Consider the following 16,144-nt stretch of genomic DNA (forward strand, 5'->3'; position numbering starts at 1 on the left):
ATCATTTATGAAACATTTTAAAACTCCGTTAATAGTGGCAGCAATCGCGGCTTCATTCAGTGGCGTTGCAGCAGCACAAAACTTTACGATTGTGCCGATTGAAACCCCAGCAAGCGTGCAACACGCCTATGGCGTTGCGCTGAACGATCAAGGGTTGGCTGCTTTACACATGCGGTTACCATACGCCGCCGAAATTGATTTTGACCATATCAGCTCATTTATGTTGAGCAATCTTGGGCTGCCTGAAGATTTCGATCCGGAAACCGATGAACTCACTTATCGGCAATATATTTCGTTGGTCATGCGCCTTGAAGACCGAGTGAACAGTGTCTTAAATACCCAGCGTTTGGCATTTAACTTTGCCGGTGATTATGACGGTCAAACGGTTCGCTTACCGGCCTTGTTAAACCCACAGGGCGACGGAGCTTCGAGTAATGATAACTCCGCCGATCACCAATTTTTAGGGTTAAACCAAAATAATGTGCGAGTCGGTATTGCGAGCGCGCCTTACACGCGGTTTGACCATACCTACCAGCCTCCCACACCCGAAGAAGGTGAAACCCCAGATCCAGTGACCATTAGCTATGCCAAACGGGACTTTACCAGTCGCGGAATTTGGTATGACGGCCAGGAACTAAAGCTGGTTGAGCCGCTGGCACAGGATATCTTGGGCGGGGAGTCGGCCATTTTTGATATTAACGAACATCATGTGGCGGTCGGTTTCCAAAGTGTTGCATTAACCCCTCGCTCAGCTGAAATCTGGGAAAAAGACTGCGAGAAGCTAGCGGATGACCCCAGCTCAACCATTACGCCTTATACCTGCATGTGGAATATTTGGCATGCTGAGCAACGGGCAAATGTGACCAATTTGCCTTCGTATATGGGCACGCCAGTGGCCAGTAATGGTTCGATTTATGACGTAGAAGCTACGGTTTGGCAGCTTGATGTGAACGGAAATGTCATTAGCGAAACTCGCTACGCACCGTTAATGGAGCGACTCGAAGACGATCCACAACATTTTTCAACCTATGCATTTGCGGTAAATAATAATGGGATTGCCGTCGGCCAAAGCTGGACCTATCACGATTCTGGTGAAGAAGACGAAGAACCAACACCTGCTTCGCGGATTCGGTTACCGGTGGTTTTCATTGATGGTGAAACTCGTGCCATGACCACGCACCCTGATTATTTATGGGGCAGTGCAGCCGATATTAATGATGACAATATTGCTGTTGGTTACGTGTTGCGCATGGTGCAGGGGCAACGTCGCGCCATTCCATTCCAATACGATGTTGATACCGAGACCTTTAGTGAATTGCCAGCCTTTTTTAAGGGCTCATCCACCTATCCAAAAGCCGTTAATAATCAAGGTATTGTGGTTGGAACAGCAGAAATCGATTACAGCCTAGATACCATTCGCCGCCAAGCTGGATTCTATTTAGATTTAAATAATCTAGAACAAGGCTTAATCAACCTGAACGATGTGGTGGGCTGTGAAACAACGCACTTTATTGTCTCCGCTGATGCCATTAACGAGCAAAACCAAATTTTGGTGACCTCGGTGATTGAACAGCGCACTGAAGACAGTGACGGTCTCATTGTTGGTGAGCAAGTTGCGCAAACCCTCTTATTAAATCCGTTCAATGGCGATTTTGAAGGCTGTGATGATAATGGCGGCGGTAGCGGCGGTGGTGGCTCAGTTGCTCCAATAGAGCGGCAGGGTGCCAGTATGCATTGGCCTACACTCTTAGGGATGTTCTTGTTAGGTGGGCTTATAACCATTCGACGTAAGATTCGCTCGTAGCTGGCAAAAATATTCTAAGATTGTGACAGTTCAATTAACGGCGCTATATCATTGACTTAAGCGGTCAATGGAATCAGCGCCGTTTTTTTGCATTGAACTCCGGCGGAAAGTTGTTATCTATTACTAAAGAGCAAGGATGAATTTCATTCTTCCGTTGATGCTCTGTCATTGTTAGATGAATACATCACAACTGGACGAGGAAGTGTATTATGAAGCGACAAAAACGCGATCGCCTAGAACGGGCCCATTCACAGGGGTATAAAGCTGGAATTGCTGGTCGTTCTAAAGAGCTATGTCCTTATCAGGCACACGACGTGCGTTCTCAATGGTTAGGTGGTTGGCGCGATGCGATGGAAGCGCGCGGAGAAGGGTTGTTCCGCTAAATCTTTATCAACAATAGAAATAAAAAAAGCCCGCCACACTGAGCGGGCTTTTAGGTATTTAAGGCTTTAGAAACTAGACGTATCAGTAAATAAGCCAACCTTTAAATCTTTTGCGGTATAAATCGTTTTCCCATCTACTTCAACACGACCGTCCGCAATTCCCATGAATAAAGAGCGTTTTAAAACACGCTTCATATCAATGAAGTAGCTGACTTTTTTAGCGGTTGGTAGAATTTGTCCAGTGAATTTCACTTCACCAACACCTAACGCACGGCCACGACCTGGGCCGCCCGCACAGGCTAAGAAAAAGCCTGTTAACTGCCACATGGCATCTAATCCGAGACAACCTGGCATGACGGGATCACCAATAAAGTGACAATCGAAGAACCACAAATCAGGGGTGATATCCAATTCAGCGTGGATAAATCCTTTGCCGTAAGCGCCACCATCTTCGGTGATTTCGACAATACGATCCATCATTAGCATATTAGGGGCGGGCAGTTGGCTGTTGCCAGGACCAAACATTTCGCCACGGCCACAGGCAAGTAATTCCTCACGAGTAAAGCTAGATTGTTTCATAATAACCTTGTTGTTAATTGCGTTTCACACATCTAACGCCTACCAAGCAGACGGAGATAGGCGCTAGATTAGCGAACACGTGTACGCTTAACAAGTCCGACAAGTTATTCTATTCAAACCAGCGACGCCACCATGGAACTTCTCGTTCTCCCTGCTGAAGCTCATTGAGTCGTTGCTCAATGCGTTCATATAATTGTTTTTGCTGAACTTGTGTCAGTAGCTCTAATGCTTCACTCACATCATTAATGGCATAAATATGGAATTCTTCGTCTGCGACAGCGGCAATCACATCATCATTTAAATTGAGCTGGCTCAAATTTGCTTGAGGAATAATTACCCCTTGGCTGCCGTTAAGGCCACGAGTTCGACAGAGTTCAAAATAGCCTTCAATCTTTTCGTTCACGGCGCCAATGGCTTGCACACGGCCAAATTGATCCACCGCACCGGTAATGGCAATCCCTTGTTGAATCGGCGCTTCGGCCAGTGCCGACAGTAAACAGCATAACTCCGCGAGGGATGCGCTATCGCCATCCACTTCATGATACGACTGCTCAAACACAATGGTGGCAGACAGCGCCATGGCTTCGTTTCGAGCGAATACATTGGCAATGTAAGCGCTTAAAATCATCACCCCTTTGGTGTGAATATTGCCGCTTAACTCGGACTTGCGATCAATATCGATAATATCGCCATCACCATAATGCACGGTGGCGGTAATACGGGTCGGCTCACCAAACTCATGGCCACCGGCCGTCACGACGGTAAGACCGTTGATTTGGCCAACGACAGCTTCCTCGGTTTGAATATAAACTTGGCCTTCTAAAATACTCCGCCGGCTAAGCTCTGCAATGTAACCGTTGCGCTGTTCTCGTTGCTGAATGGCTTGTTGAATATATCGCCCCTGAAGTGTTTGCGCTTGTTCAGCCCGCGCTAGGGCACAGGCTTCCCGCAACAATTGCATGATGGCAATGGTATCGAGGGATAATTCGGTGTGAAAATCGGTAATGCGCGTGACAAATTTCAGCAAGGCTGGGTACGCATCATCGGCCAGCGGCAAAATAGCGGCTTGTTCTTCCACATACTTTAAATAATCAAAGTAGGGGGTGAGGGGCTCTTTTTGCAGCGAATAGTGGGATGAAAAGTCCGCCAAAAATGGAAATAAATTATCAAAGTCACGATCATGTTCACGTAACTGTGCGTAAATATCACGCTCGCCGAGTAAGAAAATTTTGATCTGAACAGGAATGGCTTCCGGCTGATAGTAGGTTGCTATTTTGGCATCACCGGGCTGCGGCCAATGAAACTGGCTGGTCCGCAAAATATATTTTAATTTGCGCCATAAACCTGGCTGCAACAAGAGTTCTTCGGCATCGATGGCCAAAATGCCGCCATTTGCCTTCAAGATAGCGCCGGCTTCAATTAAGTGCAGCCCTGATGAAATGGTTCCTTCCACACTCTGCAAGCGAATGCTGCCAAACAGGCTGGCTTCGGTGACCCGATCACACAAAATAAAGGGCTCATCGCCATTGTGACTGACAATAATGTTGGCTAATTCATTGCCGGGTAACTCTTCAAAGGTATGATCAATCACTAAGTCTAAATAGTGCGCCACACGTTCAGTTGCGAAGGTTTCGACCATATGATCGCGCAACGGACCACGCACATTAATGTCAGTTTGGAAAAACGTGAGCAATTGCACCACAAAACTTTGGGCGCTCCCGGCCGGCAAATTGACCCATAAGGGCTCGAATGCGGAGTCGGGGTTCGCCACATACACCCAATCATACTTTTGCGCATGAACCCAATGGTGGCGCGCTTCGACTTCTTTAATGACGTCGTAAATGCGCATTCCGGCCGGGGTGACGACATAGCTGTGGGCATATCGTCCGCCAATATTTAAGGCTTGTTGTAATGCGGATAACGCTCGTTGTTGACCAACGAGCGCATTGGATGACACTGATTGTGGCCGCTGCGCGGCCCATTCTTGAATTGCTGGTTGTAATGCTGCTGCAGCAACGCGCATAGTAAGCTCTCCCATAATTGCGCCGATTCTACCACTGTCAGACGCAATTGGCATGAACTCAATGCTCAGTTTGTGCTTTAAAATCAACCGCGATGGGAGTTAATTGGTAACCTTGCTGTTGCAGTAACTGAATCAAGCCATCTTGACCACCTAAATGGCCAGCACCAACAGCAATAAAGGAGCTATGTTGAGGCAAGATTTCTTGCAGTTGCTCAACCCAGCGGTGGTTACGTTCAATTAATACGGCTTCTTCAAATTGTGGCGTTCCTTCAGATTCCGCGAGGATATGCCGATGCAGGGCTTCACTGTTATCACTTAAATACAGTTCTTCCAATGCCTTCAATTCGACCTTGGTTTGCTCTGGGTTGAGTGCGACTTCCAGTAAACTGGTGACTTGTTCCGCCAGCGGTAAGCTATCAAACACCTGCAGTTGTTGCAGTGCTGTTTCTAAACCAACCACGGTTTTTTGCGCCATTTTGGCCCGCGTAATAAAGGCCTCATCCATCAACAGCATGCTGTCTGGACAATCCATGTAATGTTGCATAAACAAGGCATTCAGCAGGAAAGGGCGGATTTCTTTCATCGCAGGGTATGGTGCCTGTAATACCTGTTCAACACGCTCAGACAGCTGGGTTTGCTGTTCTTCCGTTAAATGCTCGTCTAAATAATTCGTCGGCTGTTGTCTGATATTGGCTTGAATTTCACGAATCTGCTGAATATCCGTGAGATCAATTTCAACCACCAATTGCTGCGAATCAATAAAAGCTTGTTGTACGTTCGCTGGAATTTCCACCTCAGGACCACACAACATGTGCATCGTCCCGAACAAATACGAAGTCGGATACTCCGCATGTTCCAATTTAAAAAATACGTGCCCAACGCTGCTAAACGGTATGAAAAACATCAGCAGACTGACTAAATAACGCATCGTCATTTCCTCTCGTTAATTCTTCCTGAATCGATTTCTAACGACAGAATACCAAACCACACCAGAAAAGCGCGCAGATTCCGTGGCAAATCCCACAACATACAATTGCGCATAATGTATATTATGTTAAATTAGATAATATTATTGAGTTAGTCGCTATGTGATTACTTACACTTTTATCTGCAAGATTGCCTTCAACACCCTGCAGAAACTTCGAAAAAAAAGCGCCACACGAATCGCACGTGTGGCGCTTTGCATTTATCAGTTGCTCAAATATCAAAGCTGGTCGGCAGCTTCCATTTCCTCTTCCAAGCGCTTGGCTTCGTCAGCTCTTGGCTTGGTGAAGCGCGCAATAGCAAGATAAAGAACTGGCGTCAGGTATAAGGTAAATAACACGGCAAAGAGTAATCCACCAAACACCACCCAACCAATTGCGTTTCTTGATTCAGCGCCCGCTCCCATAGAAAGAATCAGTGGCAACGCACCCAGTAAGGTCGATACTAGCGTCATCATAATCGGTCGCAACCGAATTTCCGACGCCTTTTCAACCGCATCACGAAGTGCTAAACCTCGGTCACGTAGCTGGTCCGCAAACTCCACCAATAGAATCGAGTTCTTGGCTATCAGTCCAATCAACATCACCAGCCCAATCTGCGAATAAATGTTGATGGATGTTCCCGAAATATAGAGCGCAAAAAATGCCGCGGCAATACCAAATGGAACAGTGGCCATCACCACAATCGCTGAGTTCACACTTTCAAATTGTGCAGCCAATACCAGGAAGACAATAATCAGCGCTAGCACATAGGTGACTGTCACTTCACGTGACGCTTCCTCAAAGGCTTCAGCTTCACCGAGCAATAGCAAACCAATTCCCGGCGGTAATTCTTCCGCAGCAAATTGCCGCATTTTTACCACCACTTCTTCCAATGGCATGGAGGTGGGCATTTGAAAATCAATTTGAATCGCACGACGTTGTGCTCGTCGGGTTAACTCAGCAGGAACGCCCTCCTCGGTCATTGCCGTTAAGCTGGATAGCGGCACAAGTCCAGAACTGGTTCCGACATATAAGTTCATAATATCTGTCGGATCACGAATCAAATCCCGCTGCGCTTGAAGCATAATGGGTACCGCTTGGTCACCGATATTTAAATCAACCACGTCCAAGCCATTAATGGCAGCACGCAAGGTGGTTGAAATATCATTTAAGGGAACCCCTAATTCTTCCGCTCGTTTGCGATCAATATGAACACGCAATTGAGGTTGCGTCGGCTGATAGCCAATGCGCGGGAACCCGACATCGGGTATTTCAGCCTGTAACCGCGCTGAATACTTTTGAGCAGCACGGAATATTTCATCGTAATTTTCACCCGTCAAAGCCAACGATAAACCGCCACTTTGCCCACGTAGGTTCAAACTATTTGAGCCAAATGCACGCCCAGGAGCCCCCGGGATTAAGCTTAAGGGGCCATTAATTTCATTGATAATTTCCTGTTGGCTTTTGCTCCGCTGATCCCAATCAACAAGTCGGATCGTAATGAAGACAAGGTTTGGGTCCCATTGCCCTACCATGGTGTTAATGGAGTCGATGGAGCCATCATGAATATAAGGTTCAAGAATCGCTTCCATTTGCCGGGCTTGGCGATCCATAAACTCAATGCCCACACCATCCGGACCGCGGGCGAAAATATTGATGGTTCCTCTGTCTTCTGTAGGCATGAGCTCATTATCAACTTGGAAATACAGGTACGTTGAATAAGCGGCAATGCCCACACTAAATAACACCACCCAGACGCCTTTATCCAAGGCGAGTTTTAACGTGCGGACATAATAATCGCGAAGCTTCACCCCGACTCGTTGCAACCAATTGGTGCGTTTATTCTCTTGCAATGGCAAGCGCGCTGTTAATGCCGGCACCAGCGATAACGCGACAAAGGATGAAATAACAACTGCTGAGGCTAAGACCACCCCAAATTCACGGAATAAGCGCCCTGCTGTTGACGGCAAGAACGCAATCGGCACAAAAACTGCCGCTAACACAGCGGTGGTTGCGATGACCGCAAAAAATACTTCTCGGGTTCCCACCACGGCTGAAGCACGCGCCCCAAGGCCAAGCCCGCGCCGACGTTGGATATTTTCTGACACCACAATGGCGTCATCGACAATTAGGCCGGTCGCCAACACTAATGCCAGCAACGTGAGAATATTAATCGAAAAGCCAAACAGCCAAATGACTGCTAGCGACCCAATTAATGAAACTGGAATAGCAACGGAAGGTACAATGGTGGCTCGCCAAGAGCCAATAAATACCCAGAGCGTGCCTACAACCATTAAAATAGTAAGGGCTAAAGAAACAAAGACTTCTTCAACGGAGCTACGGATAAACTTGGCGTCATCAGAAGTAATCACAATATCCAACTCAGGGTATTGCAATTTCAAGCGCTCAACCAACGCGATGGTATTATCAGAAATTTCAATAGTGTTCGAACGGGCTTGGCGGATCACCCCTAAGCCAATGACGGACTTACCATCGAGCCGTGTAATGCCACTGGCGTCTGCTGGTGAGAAAAATACAGTGGCCACATCGCCGATCCGAGTCGTGCCACGCACCACAATATTCTCAACATCATCAACGGTGACAGAACTGGCATCGGCTCGAACAATGAGCTGTTGCTCCTGCGATTTCAAACTTCCAGCGGGCACATCAAACGGCGCCTGACGTAATACGTTAGCGACTTCAGACACCGTAATTTGATAACTTGCCAATCGGAGTGGGTCAAGAATAACCCGCATCACCCGTGGGCGTTCGCCATTGAGACGAACATCCGCAACCCCCGGAATACTTAAAAATTGCGGGGATAAATCGGTCCGCACTCGTTCTGTTAAGGTTTCCAAATCGAGTGTGCTGCTAGAAATGGCCAAAGAAATAACCGCTTGTGCGTTATTGTCGGCTTTGATAATTGCAACGTTTTCAACATCGTCGGGAAGTCGCCGTTGCACTTGGCTTACCGCTTCACGCATTTCATTCGCAGCGTTATCTAGGTCAATGCCTGGTCGGAACTCGACCATGACTCGCGAGCTGCCCTCTTCACTTGACGCTCGAATTTGTTTCACGCCACTAACGCGTGCTGCTGCGCCTTCCAAAATACTTGTCACTTCCGTATCAATGGTTTCAGGCGCAGCCCCTGGATATGAAGCGGTGACAGTAACGAAGGGACGATCCACATCCGGTAGCTCCCGTACTTCCACCCCCTTGATTGCAGCGTAACCGGCAATAATAATGAGTAAGTTTAAAACAATGATCAAAATTGGCCGACGAATCGCCAATGATGGAAGATCATTTAAATGCGGTGACAGTTTCATTAAGGTGTCTCCGAACCAATATCACGAATCAGCTGACCATCTCGCAAGCTTTGAATCCCTTCAGTAATAAGCGTATCCCCAAGTTGAATTGGACCTTCCACTAAAATGCGACCAGCGAGCCGTTGCTGAATGTTGATATTAACGCGCTGAGCTTTGCCTTCTTTCGCTAACCATATATAGGCTCCGTTGGAACTCCACATTAGGGCAGACTCCGGCACAACCACATAATTATCACCATAATAGGTAAGCCCCACGCGGAAACTCATGCCTGGACGATACATATCTTGGCTATTATCAATTGCTGCGCGTACTCGGATGGTTCTATTTTCCATATTGATTCGCGAGTCGACTTCAATAATTTCAGCAGGAATACGTTGCGTTCGAGCCGTCCAAGGCGTGACATGAAGCTCCCCGCCTTTCATAAGCAACTCAATCGCCGCTTCTGGAGCATTAAAATCAATGTACAATTGTTCCCGTTGATCGATGGTTGTAATCAAGGTTTGCGTCGTAATCCGATCCCCCGGCTCAACGTCAGTGATCCCAACGACACCATCAAACGGAGCGCGGACTTGGCGATCCTCATAAGCAACTTCAGCTTCACGCACCGCAACTTTCATGAGATCACGGGCGGTTATGGCGGCATCCAACTCACTTTGAGCAATTGCCCCTTGCTGCCGACTGGTCGTTAGCCGTTTGACGGTACGCTCTGCATCTTCAAGTTGAATACGGGCGCGTTGTAGATTTACTTGTTGCTGCCGATCATCTAACCGCACCAACACATCACCTTGCTTCACCTGCTGCCCAGGCTTAAAGTTCACTTCTAACACTAAGTCACTCACCGCTGGATACAAGGCCACAGAACGTTGAGCCTCCGCATATCCAACAGCTTCAACCTGACGTTGAATGCGTTCAAAACCGACCGATTGGGTGATGACGACTGCAGCGCGGTCAGCCCCTCCCCATTGTTGTGCAGTTGCGTTGGTAAACCCAACACTACAAATAAATATCCCTATGACTCCAACCCGATTTAACCACTGCATGCATGATCCCTATTACGGAAGAATGGACGAAAAAAATTTAAAATTAAGTGACTATATTGTCGCAAACTCGATCAAAAAAGGTCGATCATCTTCGATGAACGACCTTCATTTTACGCCAACCCGTTGAATCGAGGCATTTTAGGGCTTTTTCTTAATGATTTCGGTTAACCCTGCGACCGCACTTCCAATATCTGCAAGTTGAGCAGGTAAAATAAGTGTGTTCGCCTCTTTGGCTAAATTACCGAACTCTTTAACATATTGTTCCGCCACACGAAGACTAACGGCATCTTGACCACCCGGTAGTTGAATGGCTTCAGCAATTTGCCGTAATCCCGCGGCGGTAGCCGCTGCAATGAGCTCAATTTCTTGAGCGCGCCCTTCTGCTTCGTTGATCTGTTTCTGTTTTTCAGCTTCGGACAAATTAATGACTTCTTGTTTGTGCCCTTCCGACACGTTAATCATTGCTTGTCGTTCACCTTCTGATTTGGCGATTGCCGCGCGACGCTCGCGCTCAGCACGCATTTGCTGCTCTAACGCGTCTTTAATGCTCATCGGCAGTTCAATGTCCGAAATTTCATAACGGAGCACTTTAATCCCCCAAGGTGCAGCCGCTTCATCCAACGCCTGCACCACGACCTCATTAATCCGTGCGCGTTCTTCGAACGTTTTATCCAAATCTGTTTGTCCAATTACCGACCGCATCGTGGTTTGCGCCAACTGTGATGCCGCGTAACGATAATCATTGATGCCATAACTTGCTTTTTGTGCATCCACCACTTGGATATAGAGCACCCCATTAATCCCAACTTGAATATTATCGCGGGTGACACAGGCTTGCCGTTCCACATCGATGACTTCTTCTTTTAACGTATGCTGGTAGGCAACTTTATCGACAAATGGGATCAGAAAATGGAACCCTGAATCGAGCGTGCGATTGTATTTACCAAGTCGTTCAATCACATAATTTGAGCGTTGCGGTACAATGCGCGCTGATTTTAAAATGACAATGACAACAGCGACCGCAAATCCAATCGCTAACACTGTTTCGATGCTGATACTGTTCATAGCTAATCCTTGGTTGACGTGATCTGACGTTCTTTACGAACCGTCAGTTGGATGCCTTCATTGGCAATAACCCAAGCGGTATCACCCTCTTGCAAATCGTCCTCTGAGAAAGCGTCCCATTGCACCCCATTAAGTACCACTCGACCGGCACCATGTTGGAAGGTTTTCACCACTTTCACTCGCGCTCCAATATCGCGCTGAAAATTGGGCTTGGAGGGGTCGTTGTCTGCCGTATAACCTTTAAAAAGCGCTTTTAACTTACCGCGAGCCAGCACTAACAATACAGCACTAGAGATTCCGAAAACCGCAAACTGAGTTGATATTTCGTTAATTATCTCCCAATGTAGCAACAGCCCGGTGATAATGGCTCCAACGCCAATAAACACGGCCACGACGCTGGTTAATAACAGCTCTGAAATAAGCAGCAGAATACCGATAACAATCCAAATTAGCGCAACCGACATGGGAGCTCCCAAATAAAATAGTCATCGTCAAGCATATCACTCATGCCGCAACACCACCTCGATTAAGTTGTTTCAATTAGTTTCAGTCACGAACTCAAACTGATACTGCCCGCGCGTACCTGCTGTTGGATTCACCCAAGGAATCGTTGCTCGCCAGCGCATCTGTGGATCACTGCACGCGCCCAGCCAAAGCTCCGCCTGCCACTGAGTCTCGGAAACCGGTTCCACCACCAAGGGAATGGTACCCATGTACATCGATACCCCTTCGATAACACCACGTTGTAGCTCAATGTCGGGCGCAACAGTGAAGATAACGGTCATCGGTTGCTCCACCTTGGGTTGATCCGGATCAAAAATGTGGCGGATTTTTCCCGGTGAACTATTCTCGTAGGGAAGCGGCGCGGGTTTACATGATGTCAACAAAATTCCGCTCAACAGCGCATAAATAAAGACCCTAGGCTTCATATGGTTAATTTTTCCACCTTAAAATTGACTCGAGTAAATCGTTTAAAAAACCAACGATAGGCTTGAAAGCGTTTATTTTCCTGTTTTCAACCTGTTTTTCTTGGTTCAAAACTCGTAAAATAGGGACGTTTGTCAAACTACCGATAAGGGAACGGACAGGCAACCTATAATTTGTCACGTTACTCTGTCATTAACTTTCAGAGCATCAACGCGGAAATCAAAAATGAGCCAAACGAATCCACTACAAATAGAATACAACCTGAAAGTCGTCCGGCAATTTGCCATTGCGACTGTTATTTGGGGAATTATTGGCATGGCAGTTGGGGTTCTTATCGCCGCACAACTGGTCTGGCCAGAATTAAACTTTGAGACGCCATGGCTAACCTACTCTCGGTTACGTCCATTGCATACCAACGCGGTAATTTTTGCGTTTGGTACCTCAGCTCTTATGGGAACATCGTTTTACGTGGTCCAAAAAACCTGTAAAACCGCCCTGTTCTCTAACAAGCTTGCAAGCTTTGTGTTTTGGGGATGGCAAGCCGTTATTCTTGCGGCCGTTATTACCCTGCCACTCGGCATAACAAGCTCAAAAGAATACGCTGAACTGGAGTGGCCAATCGACATTCTGATTGCGCTGGTTTGGGTCGCGTATATCATTGTTTTCTTTGGTACGTTAGTGAAGCGCACCACCTCCCACATTTACGTGGCGAACTGGTTCTACGGCGGCTTTATTGTCACCATTGCCGTCTTGCATATTGTGAATAGCATGGCAGTACCAGTTTCCTTTACCAAGTCATACAGCCTCTATGCAGGTGCTACTGACGCCATGGTACAGTGGTGGTACGGTCACAACGCGGTAGGTTTCCTACTCACCGCCGGTTTCTTAGGTATGATGTACTACTTTGTTCCTAAACAAGCCGAGCGTCCGGTTTACTCCTATCGGTTATCAGTTGTTCACTTCTGGGCACTGATTTCTCTTTACATCTGGGCGGGGCCGCACCACCTTCACTACACTGCTCTGCCAGACTGGACACAGTCATTAGGCATGGTGATGTCAATCATTCTATTCGTCCCTTCATGGGGTGGAATGATCAACGGTATCATGACCTTGTCAGGCGCGTGGCATAAGCTAAGAACCGACCCAATCCTCCGTTTCTTGATTGTTTCTCTGTCGTTCTACGGCATGTCGACCTTTGAAGGTCCAATGATGTCAATCAAGTCGGTGAACGCCCTTTCGCACTACACGGACTGGACCGTTGGTCACGTTCACTCTGGTGCTTTAGGTTGGGTTGCTATGATCACCATCGGTGCAATGTATTACTTGATTCCACGCTTGTGGAGCCAAACACAAATGCATAATGTCCGCTGGATCAACATTCACTTCTGGTTGCACACAATTGGTGTTGTTCTATACATCGTTGCGCTGTGGATTTCAGGGGTTATGCAAGGTCTGATGTGGCGCGCAGTTAACGCAACAGACGGAACCTTAACCTATAGTTTCATCGAGAGTGTGTCCGAATCGTACCCGTTCTGGATTATCCGGGTTATCGGTGGCGTGTTTATTGTTGCAGGTATGATCTTGATGGCGGTGAACGTCTATCGGACTATCCGTGCCGGTAAACCAACCGTTGAGTATGTGAATGCGCCAGTGGCAGAAAATAACCCTGCCCCAGCCACAGCAACTCAGTCTGCTTAAGGAGTCGATGTAATGAGCAAGAAGCACATTAAGCATTCATTTGTTGAAAAACGTGTGGGTTGGTTAGCGGTATTTATGACGTTGGCCATCTCCATTGGTGGTCTCGTGGAAATCACCCCATTGTTATTCCAGAAGCAGACCAACGAGCCAGTGATTGGTTTACAACCCTACACTGCACTCGAAATGGAAGGGCGTGATATCTATATCCGTGAAGGCTGTAACAACTGTCACAGCCAAATGATTCGTCCATTCCGTTCTGAAACTGAGCGTTATGGCCACTACTCATTAGCGGGTGAGCACGTTTGGGAGCGTCCTTTCTTATGGGGCTCAAAGCGTACGGGTCCTGACTTGGCGCGCGTGGGTGGACGGTACAGTGACGAATGGCACTACGTTCACTTAATGAACCCTCGTGATGTCGTTGATAACTCAAACATGCCAGCGTTTCCATGGCTTGCAGAAAATGTCTTAGATGGGAAGTTGACCGCTAAGAAATTAGAGCTATTCCGTTCGTTTGGGGTGCCTTACACCGATGAAGATATCGCTGGTGCCCAAGCTGCAGTCGCAGGTAAAACCGAAATGGAAGCTTTAATTGCCTATCTGCAAGTTCTTGGAACTGGTTTAACGCAGGCTGAGTAAGATGGATTACATCACTTGGCGTAGTTTTTACACCGTATTAGTTTTCGTACTGTTCATCGGTGTGGTCTGGTGGGCGTACAGCAAAGGTCAGAAAAAGAACTTTGATGACGCCGCCAACTCCATTTTTGACGACGAGCAACCATCGTCAAAAACCAACGACAGTACTAAACAGGAGTCGAAGAATAATGAGTAGCTTCTGGAGTGCATGGATTATTGTCCTAACCTTAGCCTTCTTGGTGTTCATCATTTGGTTGTTACGTTGGAACATGACCAACTACACCGGCATCAAAGAAGGTGAATTAATGGACCACGAATACGATGGTATCGTGGAAATTAACAACCCAATGCCAAAATGGTGGACCATCTTATTCTGGATCACTATTGTGTGGGGGTTCATTTACCTGGCGTTGTATCCAGGTTTAGGAAACTTCAAAGGCCTCTTAGGCTGGAGCAGTTCCAACCAACAGGTTCGCTCACTTGAGGAGTCACGCTTAGCAACCGAACAAGCTCATGAAGCTGGTTTAATTGTTGAGTATGATCGTCAAATTGAGCAAGCAGATGAGAAGTTCGGCCCTATCTTTGCCGCGTTATCAGAGCGCTCGATTGAAGACTTAGCTTCAGATCAAACGGCGAAGGAAATCGGACAACGTCTGTTTATTCAGAACTGTGCGCAGTGCCACGGCTCAAACGCGATGGGTGGTAAAGGCTTCCCTAACCTCACGGATAGTGATTGGTTATACGGTGGCAGTGCAGAGCAAATCAAGCACTCCATCATGGAAGGTCGAGTTGGCTTAATGCCGCCGCAAAGCCAGTTTAATGATCAGGAGGTCGCTGAACTTGCGCATTACGTGATGAGCTTGAGTGGTCGTAAAGTTGACCCTGAACTTGCTAAAGCAGGTGAAAGTAACTTTATCGTCTGTGCTGCATGTCACGGAATGGATGGTAAAGGGAACTACGCACTGGGCGCCCCTAACTTAACCGATAACATCTGGTTATATGGTGGGTCACAAGAAGCCATTGAAGAAACTATTCGCAATGGCCGTAATGGTGTGATGCCAGCCTGGAAAGATATCCTCGGAGAGGATAAAATTCATGTCATTAGTTCGTACGTCTACGGGCTATCGCAGGAATAATCTAAAAAAACCCCGCTCCTGCGGGGTTTTTCTTTTTATACGAATCAAATAGAGGTTTCTAACCCATGGATAAGCCTTGGTATAAGCAGTTTTGGCCGTGGTTTCTAATGCTCATTCCCTTCTCTGTTGTCATTGCAATGGCAGTGACCTTAACCGTGGCCAGTCGCTACGGCGATAATCCAATGGTCGTGGACGATTATTATAAAAAAGGTCGTGGAATTAATGCCCAGGTCGAAAAAGTGCAAGCCGCGCAAGCCTTGAACATTGAGTTTGCCTTTAAACAAGTTGACCAACACTTTGAATTGTCATTTACCAATGGGACACCATCACAATTTACGGCGTTAACCGTGCAGTTCTATCACAGCACCTTAGGTGATAGAGATTTCAGTCTGGTATTGACCGCCGACGCGCAAGGCGTTTATCGCGGTGAATTGCCTGCTGAAGAACAAGGAAAATGGACCTTAACGATTACGCCCTTTGATAATAGTTGGCGTGTCAGCCAGCAAATTCAATTGCCGGCTTATCGTATCTTAACCATTAAACCGCTTACCTACGGCGTGTAGTC

At 47.2% G+C, this 16,144-nt stretch carries 15 protein-coding genes; 7 read left to right on the forward strand and 8 right to left on the reverse strand.

The genetic code is table 11. The features are described 5' to 3' along the window. Positions 1-7: 7 nt before the first annotated feature. Together BLP64_RS00850 and rmf are read left to right on the forward strand one after the other, a co-directional pair. Positions 8-1,804: a DUF3466 family protein gene (locus BLP64_RS00850; RefSeq protein ID WP_092590763.1), complete on the forward strand. Its 1,797-nt coding sequence runs from the start codon at positions 8-10 to the stop codon at positions 1,802-1,804. Positions 1,805-2,013: 209 nt separating this feature from the next. Beyond that, a complete protein-coding gene (gene rmf, locus BLP64_RS00855) occupies positions 2,014-2,187 on the forward strand; it encodes a ribosome modulation factor (protein WP_092590766.1) in 174 nt (57 codons plus the stop codon). A gap of 66 nt (positions 2,188-2,253) precedes the next feature. Here rmf and fabA read toward each other — a convergent pair whose 3' ends face one another. The 8 genes from fabA to BLP64_RS10720 form a co-directional block, all read right to left on the reverse strand. Beyond that, entirely contained in the window at positions 2,254-2,766 is a 513-nt protein-coding gene (gene fabA, locus BLP64_RS00860) for a 3-hydroxyacyl-[acyl-carrier-protein] dehydratase FabA (RefSeq protein ID WP_092590768.1), read from the reverse strand. 109 nt (positions 2,767-2,875) lie between these two features. Continuing rightward, positions 2,876-4,843, reverse strand: coding sequence for an AAA family ATPase (locus BLP64_RS00865; protein ID WP_233340068.1), 1,968 nt, complete (start codon positions 4,841-4,843; stop codon positions 2,876-2,878). 4 nt (positions 4,844-4,847) lie between these two features. Then, positions 4,848-5,717, reverse strand: coding sequence for a TraB/GumN family protein (locus BLP64_RS00870; RefSeq protein WP_176754871.1), 870 nt, complete (start codon positions 5,715-5,717; stop codon positions 4,848-4,850). 276 nt (positions 5,718-5,993) lie between these two features. Next, entirely contained in the window at positions 5,994-9,080 is a 3,087-nt protein-coding gene (locus tag BLP64_RS00875; protein WP_092590774.1) for an efflux RND transporter permease subunit, read from the reverse strand. Further along, positions 9,080-10,120 (reverse strand): efflux RND transporter periplasmic adaptor subunit, encoded by a 1,041-nt coding sequence (locus BLP64_RS00880; RefSeq protein ID WP_092590776.1) that lies wholly within the window; start codon positions 10,118-10,120, stop codon positions 9,080-9,082. The genes BLP64_RS00875 and BLP64_RS00880 overlap by 1 nt, the downstream gene beginning before the upstream one ends. 138 nt (positions 10,121-10,258) lie before the next feature. After that, positions 10,259-11,185 (reverse strand): SPFH domain-containing protein, encoded by a 927-nt coding sequence (locus BLP64_RS00885; protein WP_092590778.1) that lies wholly within the window; start codon positions 11,183-11,185, stop codon positions 10,259-10,261. Between the two features lie 2 nt (positions 11,186-11,187). Continuing rightward, the gene (locus tag BLP64_RS00890) at positions 11,188-11,649 is read right to left on the reverse strand and encodes an NfeD family protein (RefSeq protein ID WP_092590780.1); all 462 of its coding nucleotides are present in this window, start codon (positions 11,647-11,649) and stop codon (positions 11,188-11,190) included. Positions 11,650-11,721: 72 nt separating this feature from the next. After that, complete coding sequence (locus BLP64_RS10720) at positions 11,722-12,114, reverse strand: hypothetical protein (protein WP_143001055.1); 393 nt, start codon at positions 12,112-12,114, stop codon at positions 11,722-11,724. Positions 12,115-12,337: 223 nt separating this feature from the next. Here BLP64_RS10720 and ccoN point away from each other — a divergent pair, with 223 nt between their 5' ends. The 5 genes from ccoN (at position 12,338) to BLP64_RS00920 (ending at position 16,142) form a co-directional block, all read left to right on the forward strand. After that, positions 12,338-13,810: a cytochrome-c oxidase, cbb3-type subunit I gene (gene ccoN / locus BLP64_RS00900; RefSeq protein WP_092590784.1), complete on the forward strand. Its 1,473-nt coding sequence runs from the start codon at positions 12,338-12,340 to the stop codon at positions 13,808-13,810. A gap of 12 nt (positions 13,811-13,822) precedes the next feature. Beyond that, the gene (gene ccoO, locus BLP64_RS00905) at positions 13,823-14,446 is read left to right on the forward strand and encodes a cytochrome-c oxidase, cbb3-type subunit II (RefSeq protein ID WP_092590786.1); all 624 of its coding nucleotides are present in this window, start codon (positions 13,823-13,825) and stop codon (positions 14,444-14,446) included. Position 14,447: 1 nt separating this feature from the next. Then, the gene (locus BLP64_RS00910) at positions 14,448-14,639 is read left to right on the forward strand and encodes a cbb3-type cytochrome oxidase subunit 3 (RefSeq protein WP_092590788.1); all 192 of its coding nucleotides are present in this window, start codon (positions 14,448-14,450) and stop codon (positions 14,637-14,639) included. Then, complete coding sequence (ccoP, locus tag BLP64_RS00915) at positions 14,632-15,579, forward strand: cytochrome-c oxidase, cbb3-type subunit III (protein ID WP_092590790.1); 948 nt, start codon at positions 14,632-14,634, stop codon at positions 15,577-15,579. Before BLP64_RS00910 ends, ccoP begins: the two co-directional genes overlap by 8 nt. A 65-nt stretch (positions 15,580-15,644) precedes the next feature. Then, the gene (locus BLP64_RS00920; protein WP_092590792.1) at positions 15,645-16,142 is read left to right on the forward strand and encodes a FixH family protein; all 498 of its coding nucleotides are present in this window, start codon (positions 15,645-15,647) and stop codon (positions 16,140-16,142) included. The last annotated feature ends 2 nt before the right edge of the window (positions 16,143-16,144 follow it).

Source organism: Pseudidiomarina indica, assembly GCF_900104245.1.
GTDB lineage: Bacteria > Pseudomonadota > Gammaproteobacteria > Enterobacterales > Alteromonadaceae > Pseudidiomarina > Pseudidiomarina indica.